An 18,266-nucleotide genomic window follows, 5' to 3' on the forward strand; every position below is an offset into this window, starting at 1 on the left:
GATGGCATTGCGGGATGCTACCGCAGCCGTCAGCACCGTCGCCGCGGCAGAGTTGTAGATCGGGCGCTCGGGAAGCAGCGCTTCGAACCGAACCCCATCCCGCTCGGAAACCCGATTTCGTGCTCTGACGCCTTCACGGACAGATGGCGCCCGAGACGGCCCTGCATCCGCTGGCCGGTCAAGGCACTGATCATTCGGATGGCCCAGGAGAACCCGACATGGGGGCGCAGAAGCCGAGTTGGCGCGCCTGGATTACCCCGCCGCGGCCTCCACAGTGTGGGAGATTGTGCACGCGGCGGGGATCGATCCGGCGCCCCGGCGGGGCGGGCCGAGCTGGCGGCAGCTTCTGGCCGCGCAAGCTCACGTGATCAAGGCAGGATCTCGACGTACCCGTCGGTTCCGTGCACGCGGATCCGCTGCCCGTCCCGGATCAGCCGGGTGGCCTGCTCCACGCCCACGACGGCAGGCAAGCCGTACTCCCGGGCGATCACCGCGCCATGGGTCATCAGGCCGCCCACCTCCGTCACCAGGCCCGTGATCGCCACGAACAGGGGCGACCAGCTGGGGTCCGTGTATGGCGTGACCAGGATGTCTCCCGCCTCGAGATCGGCCTGCGCCATGTCCAGGATGACGCGGGCCCGCCCTTCGACGGTGCCGGCGGAAACCGGCAAGCCGATCAGGGCGCCGGCCGGCACGTCGTCGCGCCGGTACGCGCCGGTGAAGACCTCGCCGTCCGATGTGAGCACCCGGGGCGTCGTGAGCGCGTGATACGACCGGAACGCGTCCTTGCGCTGCTGGATGAGCTGGTCATCCACCTGGTTGGTGCGCACGACGTCGTGGAGCTCCTGGAACGTGAGGTAGTAAATGTCCTCCTTATCGGGCAGCACGTTGGCCTGCACGAGGCGCTCGGCCTCCTCCAGCACGGCCTGCTTGTAGATGAAGTAGCGGCTGATGATGCCGTACTTCGGGTACTCGCGGTAGCCGATGAAGGTCCGGACCCGGTCGATCATCCGCTTGGTCTCGTCGGCTTTCTGCTCCCCGTCCGGAAGGGCCCGCAGGCGTGACAGCACGTCCTGTTCCTTCTTCTTCGCCTCTTGCCGCCCGTGCTCGAAGCGCCGCTCGGCGGCGCCCGGCTCGAAGAGCTTGATGTTGTCGAGGATCAGGGGCACGAGCGTGGTGGGGCGCTCGCTCCAACGCGGCCTCGTGATGTCGATCTCGCCGACGCAGCGCATGCCGTACCGGTCGAGGTAGGCCTCGATGGCGTCGCGCGCTTCGGTCCCGCCCGCGAGCTTCGGCAGCTCGTCCAGGAAGCCCTCGTTCTCGACGTCCTGCAGGAAGGCCACCACCTCCGGATGTGGGCGGATCACGTCCGCGACGTCGAGCAGCGCCAGCCCCATCTCCGACGTGACGTTGTCGGGGGCGGACAGCGTGAGCGTGTCGGCCGCGTTCTTCTCGCCCAGCCACTCCTGCAGCTTGTCGTTGAGCCACCACGTGGCCTCCATCCCCGCCATGATCGCCTGCATGCTCAGCGGATCGCTGAGGACCCGCTTGTGCTCCTGGAAGGCCTCCAGCAGGAAGTCGAACAGCGCCGGCCCGGTCTTCGTCCGGATGTCGCGCCGCAGGGCGGCGATGGACGCCTGGCTGCGCTCGATCAGCCCGGTGACGATAGCCGGATCGGTCTCGATCGGAGCGGACGCGCCGCCGACCGGCGGCCCGCCGGGACCCCCGTCCGGGAGCGTCGGGACGAAGTCGCCGCGATCGAGGACGGTTTCCAGCGCGTCCCTGGTCAGCGGATCGGACCTCCCCGCCATCTCCAGGAAGCCGGCGCGGCTCGCGGGCGAGGCCAGTAGCCGAGTGGCGTCGACGAACAGCCTCCCACCGGCCTCGTGCATCGGCGCCATGGCCGTCAGCTGCCAGAAGGAGAGCCCCAGGGGCTTCATGGGGTCGGTCATCATCTGCTGATGACCGACGGAGAGGTAGACGTGGTTCTCCTGGTCGCGGGCCGCGGGGATGGGGAACAGCGTGGTGATCGGCCGGCTCTGCACGATCTGGAAGTCATCGTCGACCAGGCACCATTCGATGTCCTGCGGGCGGCCGAAGTGCGCTTCGATCCGCCGGCCGAGCCGCACGAGCCGTACGACCTGCGCATCCGTCAGCGCCGGCTGCTCCTGCCGCTGCGGGTCGATCGGCAGTACCTGCGTCCCGCCCGCCGGCGAAGCGTGGATGGCACGCTTCTTGGCGGCAACCGCCTTGGTGACGACCTGGCCGTCTCGCACCTTGTAGACGTCCGGGTTCACCAGGCCGGAGACCAGGGCCTCACCGAGGCCGAAGCCGGCGTCCACGGTGGCGACCTTCCGGTTGCCCGTGACGGGGTCGGCCGTGAACATGATGCCGGCCGCATGCGGGAAGACCATCTGCTGTACGACCACCGCCATGCGGACCTTCCGGTGGTCGAAGCCGTTGCGCAGGCGGTAGGTCACGGCCCGCTCGGTGAACAGCGACGCCCAGCACCGGCCGACGTGCTGGAGGATCGCCGCCGGACCCACGACGTTCAGGTAGGTGTCCTGCTGGCCGGCGAAGGATGCCGTCGGCAGGTCCTCCGCCGTCGCGCTGGATCGCACGGCGTAGGCGGCGTGCTCGCCGAGCTGCGCGAGCGCGCGGGTGATCGCCGCCGCCAGCTCGTCAGGGATGGCGATCCCTTCGATCATCTGGCGGACCTCCGTGCTGAGCGTGCGGATCGCCTCCCGGTCATCCGGGTTGAGGCGCGAGAGCTGATCGAGCCGATCGTCGATCGACGGCGCTTCCGCCATGATCCGCCGGAAGGCGTCCGTCGTCACGCAGAAGCCGGCCGGCACGCGGATGCCTTCGATCCGCGACAACTCCCCCAGGTGCGCGCCCTTGCCGCCAACGACCGCGACCCGCGTCTCGTCAACCTCTTGGAGACCCAACACGTACTGCTCGATCACTGCGACACCTCCGAGGCCGCCGTGCTCCGTTGCACTGCACCGGCCGATCGAATCGCCGGCGCCTCGAGCTCCGTCGAGATACTTGCCGGGCACGTCCTCATCCCTCGTTGCCTTTCCTCTGACGAGTCGGCCGGCCGCTCCGGCCAGTCGGGCGGTGCGCACACCCGCACCTCCGTGCCGAGCGCCCGCGATCGCACCGGCGGTCCCATCACTGGTTGGACGTCACCGCGTCCCACACACGTCGACAACCACACATGCACGTCGTGCCCCCCATTCCGCAGGTTGTGGCTTCGGCCGACGATTCTGGGGTACGACCCGGGTCTTGCCGCAAGCCCCCCTGTGCGCTATACGTTAGGAGAGGCAAGGAGAGGATCTTTCTGCCTCTGCCCCTTACGCCCGCTGGGAACCGACAAGCTGCTTGCGCAGCGGCGGCGGGCGCGTACCGCGGTCTGCCTGTCCGCGTGAGTCAGCGGATAAGTCTGGTTTGACATGCGGACCGGGACGGAACCCGGGTGCCATGAGCGACGTGCACGACGTCGAGAGCGTCGACGTTCGGTGCCGGCTGCAATGCAGCTTGGACGGTGACGCTCAAGATCCGCCCGCTTGCCAGAAGCTGCAGGTCACCATGTGAGTCGAATATTCGAGCCCCGCAACCTTCGACGGCCGACGAACGGGAGGCGGCGCGCACGCCCGGTCAGCGGCGGCCTGACCGGGGTGTGAAGAGCGACATCCATGAGATCATTTTCCCAGGGTCAGCCCGGTGGCATCGAGGCGTGCGGGATCCGTTCTGGCGTGAGATCAAAAGAAGGTTGTGGACATGCTCCGTACACATCTGGCCGTCCTGTCCGCGGCAATCGTCGGAGCGTCCCTGCTGTCCACGGTCGATCCACGACCAGCCGTGGCCGCCTCCGCCCTGACCTGCTCGGCGGTCGTGCCGGTGTACGGCATCGACGGCGGGGGAAAACTGCGCTGGTACGGCCACCGCGCCGGCGCCTCCGGCGAGGATTCCTGGGCCGCCGACAGCGGCAAGGAGATCGGCTACGGCTGGAACACACTGGCCAAGGTGTTCTCCGGCGGCAACGGCGTGATCTATGCGGTCGACAGCGACGGGGATCTGAAATGGTACCGTCACCTGGACCCGGCGACCGGTGAGCGGGGCTGGGCCCCCGGCGAGCGCACGGTCATCGGCCACGGCTGGGGCGACTTCGTGGACATCGTGTCGGCCGGCTCCGGGGTCATCTACGCCCTCGACAAAGCCGGAGACCTGCACTGGTACCGCCATCTTTCGCCGACAACCGGCGAGGCCCAGTGGGCGCCGGGGAGCGGCAAGGTCATCCGCTCGGGCTGGACAGCGATCACCACTCTGATGACCGGGCGCGACGGCACCCTGTACGGCGTGAACACCAAGGGACACGTCCGCTGGTACGACCACACCGACCCGGCAGCAGGCGGCACCGCCTTCGGCCCGGGCACGGGGCTGGTAACCGGCGAGGGGTGGGAGGATTACCGCAGTCCGTCCGGCGCTGGAGCGGGAGTCGTCTACGCGCTCGACGCGTCCGGCCGGATGTGGTGGCATCATCATGCCGACCCCCTGGCCGGGGCACCGGTCTGGCAGGACCGCCGCCCCTTGAAAGACGGATTCGCCTCCTTCACCGCCCTGTTCGCCGACGCCGCCGCCTGCTCGGCGGGGCAGTCCTTCACTGGTTACGCCCCCGGCACATCCGGCCAGAACCTCTACTTCAGCCAAGGCCGGGTCGGAGCTGTCCTGACGGAAGGCGCCCGAACCGCCGTCACCTACGGCCGGCAACGTAAGTTCGCCGAGACAACGACCGAGGCGACCGTCTCGACCCGAGCCTGGGTCCGCCTGCTGCCCGGCCCGTGGTCGCCCTCGGCGCCATGGGCGGCCTCATGGCCGGCGGCCAACATCGCCAGGACCGACGAGGATCTGCTGGACATCGCCACGCAGTACCTCGCGGACGCCCCCTCCCAGGTCCGCGATGGCCTGCGCTACGCGGGCGACGCCCACTACGGTCCCTTACTCCCGGACGGCACCCGGGAAGAGGGCTCAGACTTCAACGACTACCTCGGCCTCGCATGGACCTACGACGACAGGATCGACCCCCCCGGAAGCCCGGCAGAAGGAATCGCTGGACTGTTCCGGTTTCGTCAGAATGGTCCTTGGCTACCGCGGCGGCTACCCCCTGGGCATCGGCGACACGCTGAGCAAGTCCGCCCTTCCCCGTCGAGCCGTCCAAATGGCCGACGAGAACGCCCCGGGGATCACCGTGATCGACGGTGGCACGGCCAAACCCACGTCCTACGCGGACCTGCGGACGGGCGACCTGCTGTTCTGGGACGCCAGCACGGACGACGGCACAGCCCTCGACCACGTCGGCATCTATCTGGGAATCGACTCCACCGGCAAACACCGGTTCATCTCCAGCCGCAAAACGGTCGACGGTCCTACGCTGGGCGACGAAGGCGGCCCCTCAACCCTCGACAGCGCCACGCTCTACGACCGCTCATGGCGCAAGGCCAAACGCGCCTGACTTCCGCACGCCGCATGAGCGTGCGGCCCTGAATGCCATAGCTCAGCGCTTCCGCTGGCATCCGGTCGGAGATCACCAAGCAGTGCTGAAGGGGCGAGCCGGCGCCGCCGTTTGAGTAGTACCGTCTCGACCACCAGGAAGTCGCACACGATGATCGCGTGGGCCTGAGCGGCCAGGAACTGCCGCCAGGTCGTCCAGCCCGGCGAGGCGCCGGATCGACACCGGCGGCTTGACCGGCCGGCGGGTGCCGGGCCGTCCCGGGCGCCGTCTGTCGGTGACGGCCCGCTTGCGTCCGGGTACGACCTCGTTCGGGGAGATGAGGTCGTACGCGGACACGTGTCGGCGAGGACTGGACATAGGGGGATTCCGGATGAAGGCGATTGTGGTGACGGACCAGGCCGCGGGAACGGCCGGGATGACGCTGATGGAACGGCCCGAGCCGCAGGCAGCGCTGATGGATGTCGTCGTTCAGGTTCATGCGTCGGGATTCGTCCCGACGGAGATGGCGTGGCCCTCGACCTGGGCCGATCGCCTCGACCGTGACCGAACACCGTCGATCCCTGGGCACGAGCTGGCCGGAGTGGTCACCGCTCTCGGCTATGGCACGACAGGGCTGTCGGTGGGACAGCGGGTGTTCGGCATCACGGACTGGACTCGCGACGGCACCCTGGCGGAATATGTGGCCGTCGAGGCACGCAACCTCGCACCGCTGCCCGGCGACGTCGACTTCACGGTGGGCGCGAGCCTGCCGATCTCGGGACTGACCGCGTGGCAGGGACTGTTCGAGCACGGCCGCCTTCGGGCAGGGCAGAGCGTCCTCGTGCACGGCGCGGCCGGCGCAGTCGGGTCGATGGTGACGCAACTCGCACGAGAGGCCGGCGCCTACGTCATCGGCACCGGACGCGCCGCCGACCGTCAGAAGGCACTCGACTTCGGCGCGCAGGAGTTCGTCGACCTTGAGAACGACACGCTCGAAGACGTCGGCGAAGTCGACCTGGTTTTCGATGTCATCGGCGGCGACATCGGGAGGCGGTCCGCAGGCCTGATCCGAGCCGGAGGAACACTGGTGTCCGTCGTCGGGCCGCCCGAGGCGCGGCCCGACGACGGCCTGGCCATCGACTTCGTTGTCGAGTCCGACCGCGCCCAACTGAGCGAGATCGTCCAGCGGGTCCGGGACGGACGACTGCGGACGAACATCGGCAACGTCGCGACCCTCGACGACGCCGTCGCCGTCCTCAACCCGACCGAGCGACGCCAGGGGAAGACGGTCATCCGCGTTCGACCGTGGGACTCGAGGACGCGATCATCGGGTGGACGGCGAGGCGCTGCCGTGCACCCGATTTGACGGCGGCGGTGTGTCAGGTGCGGGTCCAGCGCTGGTTGGCGCCGCCGTGGCAGGAGTAGAGCTGGAGCCGGGTGCCGTTGGCGGTGCCCTGGCCGACGGCGTCCAGGCACAGCCCGGACTGCACCCCGGCGATGGTGCCGTCGGCGTTCAGGCGCCATTTCTGGTTGGCGCCGCCGTGGCAGGAGTAGATCTGGATGCCGGCGCCGTTGCCGGTGCCGGCCGCGTCGAGGCATTTGTTGCCATAGACCCTGAGCTCGCCGGCTGAGGTGGCGGCCCACTGCTGGTTACTGCGCCCGTTGCAGTCCCACAACTGCACCGCGGTGCCGTCGGCGGTGGCGGCGCCGGGCACGTCCAGGCAACGCCCGGAGCCGACTCCCTTGATCTGCCCGGCGGGTGGTGGAGTCGGCGTCGTGGTGGACGAGCCGCCGTCCAGGCCGAAGAAGCGGATGGCGTACGCGGCCATTCCGGTGTGCGGCAGGTCGTGGCCGGCTCCGGCGATGGTGTACGCCTCGACCTGCCCGGAGCCGAAGATCCGCCGGGTCCAGCCGGATTGCGGGCTGTCAGTGGAGGCGGGGGTCTGGCTCAGTCCGTGCGCGTCGGTCCACTGGTCGACCTCTTCCTGCAACATCGTGTACGGCAGCACCGAGTCGGCGGTGCCGTGCCAGGCCATCACGCGCGGCCGGGGCCCCGTGTAGCCGGGGTAGGCGTTCCTGACCAGGTCACCCCACTGCTGCGGCGTCTTGTCGCCGCAGCCGGCGGGGCCAAGGCAACCGTAGGGGACCCCCGAGAACGGCGCGCCGGCCTTGAACACGTCCGGGTACGTGGCGAGCAGGTTGTTGGTCTCCATCGCGCCGGAGGAGAAGCCGGTGGCGAACACCCGCTGCGGGTCGCCGTTGTAGCGTTGCAGCACGTAGTTCGTCATGGAGACGATCGACACCGGGTCGCTGCCGCCGCCGTGCCGCAGGGCCTCGTTGGACCACACGTCGAAGCAGTTCGACAGGCCGTTGGCGCTCTTGTTCGCCTGCGGGTAGATGACGATGAAGCCGTACCGGTCGGCCAGCGAGGCGAACTCGGTGCCCTGGTGGAAGCCCGGAGCCCAGCCGTTGCAGCCGTGCATCGCCACCAGGACGCCCGGCCTGGACTCCACTCTGTCGGGGACGTAAAGGTACATCCGCAGACCGCCGGGATTGGCGCCGAAGCCCGTCACTTCGGTCAGGACCGCCGCCGACGCTCCTGGCACAGCCGTGAGGAACACGGACAGAGCGGTGGCCACCGCCGTGATCAGAGCCGTCAAGGCGGCTCCGATGCCTGCGTACCTTCTCGTACGCGGTTCGCTTCGCTGCATTGGTTCGCCTCTCCGCTGTTAGCGCTAACAACCCGCTGGCTGGGCGAATCTCCCTCGGGCCGGTGGAGGTGGTGGTTAGGACGGAGCAAATACGGGGCGGAAAGGTACTGTCAAGAGCGCCTTAACGTACTGCCGGTCGGCGGAGGCGGCGCGCCGGCGCGCTCACCTCGGATTCTCGAGTCCGGTCGCAGTCGATCAGCGAGATCGTCGCCTGAAACTTTCACCCGAGTCCCACCTGACCATGTCACCACCTGCCACCGCTAGGCTGTAACTGTTAGCGCTAACACATGGTCTGACAGCGATATCTCCGCGCCGACAACCTACGGCGGCCTCTCCGAGGGCCTGACCCGGTGAACACGTGACGGCGGTGACCGGTCACCACCCCCCATCACCAAGGAGCTCCGCATGTCCTTGAGCCGTCGTCAGCTCTTTCGGGCCGCAGGCGCGACCACCGCGCTCTCGGTCGCCGGCCAGGCAGTCGGCATGTCCTCCGCTCTGGCGGCACTCCCCTGGGCCAGATCCGACATCGGTGTCTCGGCCTACGAGTTCGACCTCGGCCAGGTCCGGCTGACCTCCGGTCGTTGGCCGGACAACCAGAACCGCGCTCTTGACTACCTGCGCTTCGTCGATGTCGACCGGCCACCGAACTCGTTGTACGCCAGAGCACCGGGCCTCCCACACTCCCGGCCGCCTGAGCCGAAGCGCGTCCTCCAAGGGTCAGCGGGCCGAGTTCACCAGCAGCGGCGGGGGACGGCGGCCACTGTGCGGCCGCCGCCCGGCGTGATGGGTCATTCGGAGGAGAAGGCGGCGTCGAAAGCGGCGGCCGGTGGGGTGATGGCGTTGAGCGAGCGGATGTAGGCGAGGGATTCCGGTGCGCCGTGCAGCCGGTCCATGCCCGCGTCCTCCCACTCGATGGAGATCGGGCCGTCGTAGCCGATGTGGTTGAGCGCGCGGAAGCACGCCTCCCACGGCACGTCGCCGCGGCCTGTGGACACGAAGTCCCAGCCACGCCGGGGGTCGGCCCACGCCAGGTGGGAGGCCAGACGGCCGCGCCGGCCGTCACGGGTGGCCACCCGGGCGTCCTTGCAGTCCACGTGGTAGATCCGGTCGGCGAAGTCGAGGATGAAGTTCGCCGGGTCCAGGTCCTGCCACACCATGTGCGACGGGTCCCAGTTCAGCCCGAAGGCCGGCCGGTGCCCGATGGCCTCCAGCGTCCGCACCGTGGTGTGGTAGTCGTACGCGATCTCGCTCGGGTGCACCTCATGGGCGAAGCGCACTCCGACCTCGTCGAAGACGTCGAGGATCGGGTTCCACCGGTCGGCGAAGTCGGCGTAGCCCGCCTCGATCATCGACGGGGGCACCGGCGGGAACATCGCCAGCGTGTGCCAGATTGACGAGCCGGTGAAGCCGACGACGGTCGTCACGCCGAGCGCGGCCGCCGCGCGGGCGGTGTTCTTGATCTCTTCGGCGGCGCGCCGCCGTACACCTTCGGGTTCGCCGTCGCCCCAGATGCGGGCGGGCAGGATGCCCTTGTGGCGCTCGTCGATGGGGTGGTCGCAGACCGCCTGGCCGACCAGGTGGTTGGAGATCGTCCACACCCGGAGGTTGTACTTGGCCAGGGTCTCCTTCTTGCGTTCGATGTAGGAGTCGTCCGCGAGGGCCTTGTCGACCTCGAAGTGGTCGCCCCAGCAGGCGATCTCCAGGCCGTCGTAGCCCCACTCCGACGCCAGCCGGCAGACCTCCTCGAACGGCAGGTCCGCCCACTGCCCGGTGAACAACGTGACCGGCCTCGTCATGAACCCTCCACAGTGATGAAGCGGCTGTCCTCAGCCGCGCTCTGCTCGACGGCCGCCAGCACCCGCTGCACCCGCAGGCCGTCCTCGAAGGACGGCGTGGGGTCGGTGCCGGCGGCGATCGCCTCCAGGAAGTCCTTCGTCTCGTGGACGAAGGTGTGCTCGTACCCGAGGCCGTGGCCCGGCGGCCACCACGCCCCGGCGTACGGGTGGTCCGGCTCGGTGACCAGCACCCGCCGGAATCCGTGTTCGGCGCTGTCGATGGTGTGGTCGTGGAACCACAGGTCGTTCATCGACTCGAAGTCGAAGGCCAGGCTGCCCAGGGCGCCGTTGACCTCGATGCGCAGCGCGTTCTTGCGCCCCGCCGCGAAGCGGGTGGCCTCGAAGGAGGCCAGCCCGCCGCCGCTGAGCCGTCCGATGAACAGCGCCGCGTCGTCCACGGTGACCGCGCCCCTCCCGGTTCCGCCGCCGGCCGAGAGCCCGGCCGAACTGGCCGCCAGGGGACGCTCCTTGACGAAGGTCTCGGTCAGCGCCGCCACCCCGGCCAGCCGCTCACCGGTGATGAACTCGGCGACGTCGATGATGTGAGCGCCGATGTCGCCGAGGGCCCCGGAGCCGGCCTTGTCCTTCTGGAGCCGCCAGACCAGGGGAAACTCGGGGTCGACGATCCAGTCCTGCAGATACTGCGCCCGTACGTGCCGGATCTCGCCGAGCATGCCCTCTTCGACGAACCGCCGGGCCAGCGCGACGGCGGGCACGCGGCGGTAGTTGAAGGCGACCATGCTGCGCACGCCGCGCGCCGCCGCCTCCTTCGCCGCCGCGGCCATGGCCTCGGCCTCGGCGACGGTGTTGGCGAGCGGCTTCTCGCAGATCACGTGCTTGCCTGCCGCCAGCGCCGCGACGGCGATCTCGGCGTGCGAGTCGCCGGGCGTGCAGATGTCGATGACCTGCACGTCGTCGCGGTCGAGGAGGCGCTTCCAGTCGGGCTCCGCGCCGGCCCATCCCAGCTTCTCGGCGGCCTGCGCGGTCGCCTCGGCGGATCTGCCGGCCACGGCCACCATCGAGGGTCTGAACGGCAGGTCGAAGAACGCGTCCACGCTGCGCCACGCCTGGGAGTGGGTACGGCCCATGAACGCGTAGCCGACCATGCCGATCCCGATGACAGGCCTCATGACTCGAACCCGAGAGGCAGGTACTGGGCGGCGTTGTCCTTGGTGATGGTCTCCGAAGCCAGTGTGATCGACTGCGGCACCTGCTGCTCCAGCAGGTCGCTCATGCCCTTGCCCTGGGCGATCAGCCGGGCGACCTTGATCGCCGAGCCGGCCATCGTGGGGGGATAGGTGACGGTGGCCTTCAGCACGCCGCTGTCGGCCTGGATGTCACGCATCGCGTTGGCCGAGCCCGCGCCGCCGACCATGAAGAACTCGTTGCGACCGGCCTCCTTGATCGCCGCCAGCACGCCGATGCCCTGGTCGTCGTCGTGGTTCCAGATCGCGTCGATCTTCTTGTGCGCCTGGAGCAGGTTGGCGGCCACCTGCGTTCCGGACTCCACCGTGAACTTGGCGTCCTGTTGCGCGGTCACCTTGAAGCCGTACGTCTTCAGCGCGTCGGCGAAGCCCTTGCTGCGGTCCTGGGTCAGCGGCAGCGTGGCGATGCCCTGGATCTCCAGGATGACCGGGTTGGAGACGCCCTTGTCCTTCAGCGTCTTGCCGATGTGGTGTCCGGCGGCCACACCCATGCCGTAGTTGTCCCCTCCGATCCAGGCCCGGTACGACAGCTTGTCCGGGAAGACGCGGTCCACGTTGACCACCGGGATGCCCGCGTCCATGGCCTGCCGGGCGACCTGGTTGAGCTGCTGGCCGTCGTTCGGCAGGATCACCAGCACGTTGACCTTCGCCTGGATCAGCGACTCCACCGCCGAGATCTGCTGGTTGATGTCGTTGGTCGGCTCGACCGGCTTGAATTCGACGTCGGTGTACTGCTTTGCCGCGTCCGCCGCGTTCTTGCTGATGGCGGCGATCCAGCCGTGGTCGGCGGCCGGGGCCGAGAAGCCGATGACGACCTTCTCGCCAGGGGCGTCGTTGCCGTCCTTGGCCGCGGGAGCGGCGGCGGGCGCGCTCGCCTGCTGGGTGGCGACCGGCTCGTTGCTGGTGCAGGCGCTGACGAGGGCACCAGCGCCGAGGGCGGCGCCGCTGAAGAGGAAGCCGCGCCGGGCGACGTTCTTGTCCATGTCTTCTCTCCTTGCTGAAGCCTTGCTGAAGCCGGAAGGCTTGCGATCCGGCCCTGGTGTCAGGTGTGTGTTTTGAGGCTTCGCCGCTGCAGCAGCACGGCGGCGACGATGATCGCGCCCTTGGCGATGAGCTGGTCGGCGGTGTTCAGGCCGTTCAGGATGAACAGGTTGGTGATCACAGTGAAGATCAGCAGACCGAGGATCGATCCGATGATCGTGCCCCGGCCGCCGCTCAGCAGCGTCCCGCCGATGATCACTGCGGCTATCGCGTCCAGCTCGTACAGGTCGCCGTGTGTGGACGATCCGGTCGTGGTCCTGGCCATGATCAGCACCGCGGCGATCCCGCAGCACAACCCCGACAGGGCGTACAACAGCAGCGTGTGCTTGCGCACGTCGATGCCGGCCAGGCGGGCGGCCTCGGGATTGCCGCCCACCGCGTAGGTGCGCCGGCCGAACGTCGTGCGGTTGAGCACCAGCCAGCCGAACAGCACCACCAGCGCGAACACGTACACCAGCAGCGGCAGCCCGAGCACCCGCGTGGTCGACAGGCTCACGATCAACGAGTTGTCCTGCTGCACGAGCTGTGTGCGCTGGTTCGACATCCGCTGCGCCAGGCCGCGCCCGGCCACCATCATCGCCAGCGTCGCGATGAACGGCACCATCCGGCCGTAGGCGATCAAGATCCCGTTCAGCAGGCCCGCGCCGGTGCCCACCAGCACCGCGCACACGATCATCACAACCGGCCCGTAGGACTGGGTCGCCAGCGTGGTCGCCCATACCGACGCCAACGCCATCAGCGCGCCCACCGACAGATCGATGCCACCACCGATGATCACGAACGTCATGCCAACAGTGATCACCCCGATGGTCGAGGCCAGCGCCAGGATGCTCACCAAGTTGGAGGAGGTGGCGAAGTTCTCCGGCCTCGTCACCAATCCCACGATCGCCAGCAGTGTCAACGCCGCGACCAGCCCCAGATGCCGGACCTCGCCCAGCCGGCCGAACCGCCCGCCCGGTCCCGCCGCCTTCAATCGCGGACCTGTCGGCGCGGCCTGATCAACCTCAGTCATGCGATGCTCCTTCGGTGGAGGGATGTGCCACATCGGATCCGGGCCTCTGTCCTGCGGAGACCATCACCAGGTCGAGCACCCGGTGCTCGTCCAGGTCCTCGGCCGGCGCCTCATGGACGATCCGGCCCTCGCGGATGACCAGCACGCGGTCGGCCAGGCCCAGCACCTCAGGCACCTCGCTGGACACCAGCAGCACACCGATGCCGTCGTCGGCCAGCTTGCGCACCAGCGCGTACAGCTCGGCCCGGGCACCGACGTCCACCCCACGCGTGGGCTCGTCGAGCAGCAGCAGCTTGCGGTCCTCGGCCAGCCAGCGTCCCAGCACCGCCTTCTGCTGGTTGCCGCCCGACAAGGTCCTGATGGGCCGGCGCGGATCGGGCGGGCGGATGTCCAGCGCCTGCGACAGCCGTTCGGCCTCGGCGAACTCGGTCCGGCGGTCGAGCCAGCCCAGCCACCGCGGCCTGGTGTAGCGGCTCAGGCTCGCCAGCGTGATGTTCTGCGCGACGGGGTGGTCCAGCAGCAACGCCTGCGTCTTGCGCTCCTCGGGGGCCAGGCCCATGCCCATCCGCACCGCGCGGGTCGTGCTGCCCGGCCGCACCGTCCGCCCATCGAGCACGACCCGGCCACCGGCCCGTCGCGCGCCGTAGATCGCCTCGATGATCTCGCTGCGGCCGGAGCCGACCAGGCCCGCCAGGCCGACGATCTCCCCGGCCCTGATGCTGAACGACACGTCCGCGAACCGGCCGGGCAGCGTCAGGTTCTCCACCCGCAGCACCTCGGGCCGCCCGTCGTGGGCTCCCCTGCCCGGCCGGGGCGGGAAGACGTACTCGACGTTGCGGCCGGTCATCAGCGCCACGATCTTCGAGGTCGGGGTGTCCTTGGCCACCAGCCCCACCGCGACCGTGCGCCCGTCCTTGAGCACGGTGACTCGGTCGCCGATCTCGCGGATCTCCTCCAGCCGGTGGGAGATGTAGATCACCGCCACGCCCTGGGAGGTGAGGTCACGGATCACCCGGAACAGGTTGCCGACCTCGTCGTGGTCCAGCGCGGCCGACGGCTCGTCCATGATGATCACCCGGGCCGAGTGCGACAGCGCCCTGGCCATGCTGACGATCTGCTTGTGGGCCGGCGACAGCGAGCCCACCTCGGTGCGGGGGCGGATCTCGCCGTGCCCCAGCCGCTCGAGCAGCTCGGCCGTCGCCCGGTCGGCCTCGGCCCGGCGGGAGAACCCGAAGGTCGCCATCTCGTGGCCGAGGAAGATGTTCTCCGTCACGCTCAACCCGTCCACCAGATCGAGTTCCTGGTAGATGGTGGCGATTCCGTGGCCCATCGCCGCGGTCGGCGGCGCCAGCCGTACGGGCGAGCCGTCGAGCAGCACCTCGCCCTCGTCGGGTTCGTGGGCACCGGAGAGGATCTTGATGAGCGTGGACTTCCCGGCGCCGTTCTGGCCGAGCAGGCAGTGCACCTCTCCGGCTCTCACCTCAAGGTTCACGCCGTCCAAGGCGCGCACGCCCGGGAACTGCTTGACGATTCCTCGCATCACGAGCAGCGATGACGAGTCGGACGGTGACCGCGGCACAGGGGCCTCCCTCGGTTACGGTGTGGCCGGGCCCGCTTGATGGCCCCGCCCGCCTGACGGCGCCGGTTGGCACCGCCGCGACGGCACCGAGGTCGGCGTCAACGGTGCCGGTGCGGCTCCGGGCGACCGATCAGGCGGGCGGGACGTTCTGGGTGGGCAAAGGGCATGGGAAAAGGGCACAGGGGTTTCCGCCCGCCCGGCCGCATGCCCCATGGCCGCGGCACGCGAGATGGGTGGGATGAGCCGAGGCGGTGCGGAACAGGACGGTCAGGCGGACGGGAGGTTCAGGGAGCGGGCGGTAGATCGGACCCGCGTGCCGGCGCGCGGGTCAGGCTGACTGTGGCGATCAAGCCATCGGGGTTCCCTCGATGACCCCGATGGTTGGAGACGTTCGGCTCGAGATGCTTGTGGGGTCGGACAGTGCTCGTTCGACGACGACTCCGGCCGCTCCGCGTGAGGCGGCGCCGAAGCCGAGGTCGGAGGCGACGAACCGGCAGCGCTCGACAGCGTCGCGCATGCCCAGGCGTGCCAGCGTCTGTTGCGCTGCGGGGATGATCAGGTCGGCGAGTCGCGCGAAGTACCCGCCCAGCACGATCACCCGTGGGTTGAAGAGGTTGACCAGCATGGCCGCCCCGATTCCGAGCCACCGGCCCACCTCCGCGGCAGCGGCGTCGACGCGGGGATCTCCTTCGGCCCGTCGGTGCTCGATCTCGGCCAGCCGCTCCTCCGGGTCACGGACGAGTTGCGGGCCTGTGCCGTACGCGCGGTCCGGTGTGGCCATGCGGACCAGCGCGGCCAGCCCGACTTTGGTCTCCCAGCAGCCGACCCGGCCGCAGCGGCACGACTCGCCGGAGGGGTCGATCATGACGTGGCCGACCTCCCCCGCGAATCCGTCCGCTCCGCCCAGCAGCCGGCCGCCGGCGATGACGCCGCCGCCGATGCCCACCTCGCCTGTGAGGTAGACCAGGTCGGAGGTGCCCGCCGCGACGCCCGAGGTGTACTCGGCCAGGGCGGCGAGGTTGGCGTCGTTGTCCACCGCGACGGGGATGTCCGCGGCGATGTTCGCGTGGGACAGCCGCTCCGCCACCGCCACCCCGCGCCAGCCGAGGTTCGGGGCGACGACGACGGTGCCGGTGGTGGTGTCGATCAGGCCGGGGACAGCCACGATGATCCCGGCCGGCGTGATCCCGAGCCGGTCGAGGTCGGCGACGGTCCTCTCGGCCATGCGGGCCAGCTCGTCCAGCGAGCGTTCCGGGCCGGAGCCCATGGCGTCGAAACCGATGCGCCGGTCGATGATCACCCTGCCGGCCAGGTCGGTGGCGATCGCGGCGATGTAGTCGACGTTGACTTCCATGCCGAGGGCGCCGATCCGGGATCCGTCCAGGGTGAGCGCGACACCCGGGCGGCCGACGGAGCCGGCGTGCTGCGGCCCCATCTCCTTGACCAGCCCACGCGCCTGCAGCTCGCTCACCAGACTGGTGACGGTCGCCTTGTTCAGCCCGGTCGCGGCGGCGACTGCCGATCGGGTGCACGGGCCGCACGCGCTGACGTGACGCAGCACGAGGGCGAGGTTGGAACGGCGCACGGTGGCCTGATCCGCGGGAACTCCCGCGGACCCGCCGCGACTCATCGACTCGGTCGCGCGGCCGTCGGCCCGGCTGTGGTCCACGCTCCTCCTCGATTAGTTCAGATGGCTAGCCGAATTAAAAGCACGACTTCCTGCGGACACAAGTATTAAATCGTTCGTAACTTGCGTAACGTTCCGATAACTAGAGCGAGAAGCGTGGCGGAACTGCGGGGAAGCGAGCGATGCCAACTCGTTACGAACTTGAGGGGTGCGTAGTCCGACATCGCCGTGTTACAACCCTGATTAATTGATCTCGGAGACAAACAAAGGGGCAGGTGGTGCGGGTGACGTACAGACCGTCCCGCTCCCGCCCCCCTGGCGGCGCCGCGCCGACGGGTCCCGCCACGCTGCGCCGGGCAAACCTCTCGCTGGTGCTGCGCGAACTGCGCGACCACACATCCCTGTCCCGTGCCGAGATCGCGCAGGCGACCGGGCTGCACCGGGCCACCGTCTCCAATCTCATGGCCGAGCTCCTGGAACGGCGGCTGGTGCGGGAGGTCGGTGTCGAGCACGTGGGCGCGATCGGGCGTCCCCGACGGGCGGTGGCGCTGCACGGCGCGCACGTCGGCGCCCTGGGCATGGAGATCAACGTCGACTACATCGCGGTCCACGGCACCGACCTGAGCGGCCGGAGCCTGGTCGAGCGCCGGGTGGTCCACGACGCGATGGGCAGCGGCCCGGACCTCGCCGTGCGCCGGCTCGGGCTCGTGGCCAAGGAAGCAGTGGAGGCGATGCGGCGGGCCGGAGCGGTCCCGACCGGCATCGCGGTGGCCGTCCCCGGACTCGTGGACGTGACACGCGGCGTCGTGACACTCGCGCCGAACCTCCACTGGCGCGACCTGCCCCTGGCCGAGCAGCTGAGCTCCATACTCGGTCCACAGAGCGTGCCGGTGCGGGTGGACAACGACGCGAACCTCGCCGCCCTGGCCGAATACACCTCCGGCGTCGCCGCCGGCACGCCCCACCTGGTCTATCTCACCGGAGAGGTGGGCGTGGGCGGCGGCATCATCTCAGGCGGCGAACTTCTGCGCGGAGCGGACGGATTCTCCGGCGAGGTCGGACATCTGCGGGTCGACCCTAACGGCGACCGATGCGGCTGTGGCCGCATCGGCTGCTGGGAGACCAAGGTCGGCCTGGCCGCGCTCGTCCGCGCGGCCATGCCCGAACAGGCCTACGGGTTGCCCGGCATGCCGGTGCCCGATCCCGGCGAACGGGTGGCCGACATCGCCAGGGGCCTTGCCTCGGGCGACCGGCGGATGATGACGGCGGTGGCGCAGGTCGGCGAGTGGCTCGGGCTCGGCGGCTCGATCCTGGCCAACCTGTTCAACCCGCGGGTGATCGTCATCGGCGGCTACTTCGCCTCACTGGCCCAGTGGCTCCTGCCGCACGCACAAGATCAGCTGCGACGGCTCGTAGTGGCCGCTCCCGCCGCCGAATGCCGATTCGTCGCCTCCACGCTCGGCTTCGGCGCCGCCTCCCGGGGCGCCGCGAGCATGGTGGTCAACCACATCATCGACGATCCGACGACGATCTTGGATTCACTCCGCAGGCCGGCACCTTACTGACGGCCCCACAGACCTGGAGACGGCACCCTCCAGCAACCGCACTATCCGCTACCACCAAGTGGCAACAGCGCGGCGGCGCGCGCCTTGCCTGACGTCCCCCCGGTCAGGAAGGGTTTTCCATGTCACCACGTCCTCGAACATGGGCGCGGGCGGCGGGGCTGCTCAACGCGGTCCTGCCAGAAGGCGGACGGCGTCCG

The 18,266-nt window shown here is 69.4% G+C and carries 12 protein-coding genes and 1 pseudogene; 5 read left to right on the top strand and 8 right to left on the bottom strand.

Going from position 1 to position 18,266, the window contains the following annotated elements:
• Positions 1 to 368: 368 nt before the first annotated feature.
• Positions 369 to 2,966, bottom strand: a complete 2,598-nt coding sequence (rph, locus tag ABD830_RS22220) for a rifamycin-inactivating phosphotransferase (protein ID WP_344990377.1) — start codon at positions 2,964 to 2,966, stop codon at positions 369 to 371.
• An 817-nt stretch (positions 2,967 to 3,783) separates the two neighbouring features.
• Between rph and ABD830_RS54300 the strand changes: the two are divergent.
• The 3 genes and pseudogenes from ABD830_RS54300 to ABD830_RS22230 form a co-directional block, all read left to right on the top strand.
• Positions 3,784 to 4,608 (top strand): annotated as a pseudogene (locus ABD830_RS54300) (tachylectin-related carbohydrate-binding protein); the annotation flags it as partial.
• Positions 4,609 to 5,137: 529 nt separating this feature from the next.
• Entirely contained in the window at positions 5,138 to 5,515 is a 378-nt protein-coding gene (locus ABD830_RS54305) for an NlpC/P60 family protein (RefSeq protein WP_425567163.1), read from the top strand.
• Between the two features lie 370 nt (positions 5,516 to 5,885).
• Positions 5,886 to 6,860, top strand: coding sequence for an NADP-dependent oxidoreductase (locus ABD830_RS22230; RefSeq protein WP_344990382.1), 975 nt, complete (start codon positions 5,886 to 5,888; stop codon positions 6,858 to 6,860).
• Between the two features lie 13 nt (positions 6,861 to 6,873).
• Here the strand turns inward: ABD830_RS22230 and ABD830_RS22235 are convergent, their stop codons facing one another.
• On the bottom strand, positions 6,874 to 8,205 hold the full coding sequence (locus tag ABD830_RS22235) for an extracellular catalytic domain type 1 short-chain-length polyhydroxyalkanoate depolymerase (protein WP_344990385.1): 1,332 nt from the start codon (positions 8,203 to 8,205) through the stop codon (positions 6,874 to 6,876).
• 405 nt (positions 8,206 to 8,610) lie between these two features.
• Here ABD830_RS22235 and ABD830_RS22240 point away from each other — a divergent pair, with 405 nt between their 5' ends.
• Complete coding sequence (locus tag ABD830_RS22240; protein WP_344990387.1) at positions 8,611 to 9,063, top strand: hypothetical protein; 453 nt, start codon at positions 8,611 to 8,613, stop codon at positions 9,061 to 9,063.
• On the opposite strand, the gene ABD830_RS22245 is transcribed toward ABD830_RS22240, so the two are convergent.
• From ABD830_RS22245 to ABD830_RS22270, 6 genes are all read right to left on the bottom strand, one after another.
• On the bottom strand, positions 8,994 to 10,001 hold the full coding sequence (locus tag ABD830_RS22245; protein ID WP_344990389.1) for a sugar phosphate isomerase/epimerase family protein: 1,008 nt from the start codon (positions 9,999 to 10,001) through the stop codon (positions 8,994 to 8,996). The two genes, ABD830_RS22240 and ABD830_RS22245, sit on opposite strands and share 70 nt — an antisense overlap.
• Positions 9,998 to 11,170 carry a Gfo/Idh/MocA family protein gene (locus tag ABD830_RS22250; RefSeq protein WP_344990392.1) on the bottom strand — a complete coding sequence of 391 codons (1,173 nt, stop codon included), beginning with the start codon at positions 11,168 to 11,170 and terminating at the stop codon, positions 9,998 to 10,000. Before ABD830_RS22250 ends, ABD830_RS22245 begins: the two co-directional genes overlap by 4 nt.
• Positions 11,167 to 12,228, bottom strand: a complete 1,062-nt coding sequence (locus ABD830_RS22255) for an ABC transporter substrate-binding protein (protein ID WP_344990395.1) — start codon at positions 12,226 to 12,228, stop codon at positions 11,167 to 11,169. The genes ABD830_RS22250 and ABD830_RS22255 overlap by 4 nt, the downstream gene beginning before the upstream one ends.
• 59 nt (positions 12,229 to 12,287) lie before the next feature.
• Positions 12,288 to 13,298: an ABC transporter permease gene (locus tag ABD830_RS22260; protein WP_344990397.1), complete on the bottom strand. Its 1,011-nt coding sequence runs from the start codon at positions 13,296 to 13,298 to the stop codon at positions 12,288 to 12,290.
• Positions 13,291 to 14,877 carry a sugar ABC transporter ATP-binding protein gene (locus tag ABD830_RS22265; RefSeq protein WP_344990400.1) on the bottom strand — a complete coding sequence of 529 codons (1,587 nt, stop codon included), beginning with the start codon at positions 14,875 to 14,877 and terminating at the stop codon, positions 13,291 to 13,293. Before ABD830_RS22265 ends, ABD830_RS22260 begins: the two co-directional genes overlap by 8 nt.
• A gap of 346 nt (positions 14,878 to 15,223) precedes the next feature.
• Entirely contained in the window at positions 15,224 to 16,546 is a 1,323-nt protein-coding gene (locus ABD830_RS22270) for an ROK family transcriptional regulator (RefSeq protein WP_344990403.1), read from the bottom strand.
• A 242-nt stretch (positions 16,547 to 16,788) separates the two neighbouring features.
• Here ABD830_RS22270 and ABD830_RS22275 point away from each other — a divergent pair, with 242 nt between their 5' ends.
• Positions 16,789 to 18,069 carry an ROK family transcriptional regulator gene (locus tag ABD830_RS22275; protein WP_344990406.1) on the top strand — a complete coding sequence of 427 codons (1,281 nt, stop codon included), beginning with the start codon at positions 16,789 to 16,791 and terminating at the stop codon, positions 18,067 to 18,069.
• The last annotated feature ends 197 nt before the right edge of the window (positions 18,070 to 18,266 follow it).

It is taken from the genome of Nonomuraea helvata (genome assembly GCF_039535785.1).
Lineage (GTDB): Bacteria > Actinomycetota > Actinomycetes > Streptosporangiales > Streptosporangiaceae > Nonomuraea > Nonomuraea helvata.

What these genes read in the sequence shown, in the direction of transcription:
- ABD830_RS54305 (WP_425567163.1), top strand. Translation starts at nt 5,138, where the DNA reads ATGGTCCTTGGCTACCGCGGCGGCTACCCCCTGGGCATCGGCGACACG.
- ABD830_RS22230 (WP_344990382.1), top strand. Translation starts at nt 5,886, where the DNA reads ATGAAGGCGATTGTGGTGACGGACCAGGCCGCGGGAACGGCCGGGATG.
- ABD830_RS22235 (WP_344990385.1), bottom strand. Translation starts at nt 8,205, where the DNA reads ATGCAGCGAAGCGAACCGCGTACGAGAAGGTACGCAGGCATCGGAGCC.
- ABD830_RS22240 (WP_344990387.1), top strand. Translation starts at nt 8,611, where the DNA reads ATGTCCTTGAGCCGTCGTCAGCTCTTTCGGGCCGCAGGCGCGACCACC.
- ABD830_RS22245 (WP_344990389.1), bottom strand. Translation starts at nt 10,001, where the DNA reads ATGACGAGGCCGGTCACGTTGTTCACCGGGCAGTGGGCGGACCTGCCG.
- ABD830_RS22250 (WP_344990392.1), bottom strand. Translation starts at nt 11,170, where the DNA reads ATGAGGCCTGTCATCGGGATCGGCATGGTCGGCTACGCGTTCATGGGC.
- ABD830_RS22255 (WP_344990395.1), bottom strand. Translation starts at nt 12,228, where the DNA reads ATGGACAAGAACGTCGCCCGGCGCGGCTTCCTCTTCAGCGGCGCCGCC.
- ABD830_RS22260 (WP_344990397.1), bottom strand. Translation starts at nt 13,298, where the DNA reads ATGACTGAGGTTGATCAGGCCGCGCCGACAGGTCCGCGATTGAAGGCG.